Origin of the sequence: Streptomyces sp. NPDC006265 (assembly GCF_040613555.1) — a bacterium.
In the GTDB taxonomy this organism is placed as follows: domain Bacteria; phylum Actinomycetota; class Actinomycetes; order Streptomycetales; family Streptomycetaceae; genus Streptomyces.
Genome location: NZ_JBEXSH010001480.1, coordinates 1 through 1203, shown reverse-complemented (window position 1 = coordinate 1203; position 1203 = coordinate 1). Strand labels below are relative to the sequence as shown.

Here is a 1203-nt window from a genome sequence, read left to right as displayed (position 1 = left end):
CACGCTTCGAGGACCCTCGGCGGTCAGCCGCCATACGTCGGCGAGCAGTTCGTCCGGCACGGTGGGTTCCTCCAAGGGGGTGGCGGGCGGTCCAGACGGATGGTGCGGGGCCGGGGCCGGGGCCTGGGCCGGGGGCGTGAGGAGCGACACCACCCGGCGCCTGCGCAGGGGATGACCCGGCAGCGGCACCCTGCCCCCGCCGGTGTTCACCGCGCCCCACTCCAGGTCGGCCCCCCTGCGGTACAGCGAGCCCAGCGAGGTGAGGAGCCCGCGCAGCTGGTCGGCCGCTCCCGGACCGGCGCCCTGCCCTTCGAGCCAGCGGCTCTCCGGTACGCAGTGGCGGCCGAGGCCGGTGAGGGTGTTCCCGGCGCCCAGTTCCACGAAGTCCCGGCACCCCTGCGCCGCCGCCGCGGCCATGGCCAGATCGAAGCGGACGGTCCGGCGCGCCTGGCCGCAGAGGTAGTCGGCGTCCGGGGTCCAGCCCATCGGGCGCACCAGTCCGTCGGCCGCCGTGACCAGTGGCGTGCGCAACGGGCCGTAGGCCACCCGCTCGGCGTGCGGGCGGAAAGCGCGCAGAGCCGGTTCGACCGCGGCGGAGTGGAAGGCCCTGTCGACGGGCAGCCGCCGCCATCGCAGGCCCTCCTCCTCCAGCAGGCGTACCACCTCCTCGAGGGCGTCCGGCGGACCGGAGATCACCTGGGAGCGCGGCCCGTTGACCGCCGCCAGTGCGGCCCCCGCGGCCCGCGCGATCCGCTCCGCCTCGGCCTCCCCGGTGCGGACGGCGAGCATGCCGCCCGGCGGGCAGGCCGTCTGCATCAGCCGTCCGCGCCACGCCGTGAGCCGCAGCCCGTCGTCGAGCGTGAGGGCGCCGCCCGCGTAGAGGGCCGCGTACTCCCCGACACTGTGGCCGAACAGCAGCGCGGGGCGCATGCCGGTGGCGCGCCACACGTCGGCGAGCGCTGCTTGATGGGCGAACAGGGCGGTCTGCGCCGTCTCGGTCGGCCAGACCCCGTCGTCGGCGGACTCCTCCAGCAGCAGCGGGAGCAGACTGCCGCCGAACTCGTCGGCGTACAGCTCCTCGCACCGGTCGAGGACCCGCCGGGCGGCCGGGTGGGCGGCGTACAGGCCGCTCGCCATGCCGCGCCGGGAATCAACCCACGATAATTCACCCCCCGAGACAGGTATCGGACAAATGCCAGGGAT

Annotated in this window: 1 protein-coding gene; it reads right to left on the bottom strand. The window is 75.5% G+C overall.

Annotated features, from left to right (window positions below; all coding sequences use genetic code 11):
• Positions 1 to 1203, bottom strand: a 1203-nt coding sequence (locus ABZ281_RS49965) for an acyltransferase domain-containing protein (protein ID WP_356665540.1), incomplete at both ends; no start/stop codon positions are given.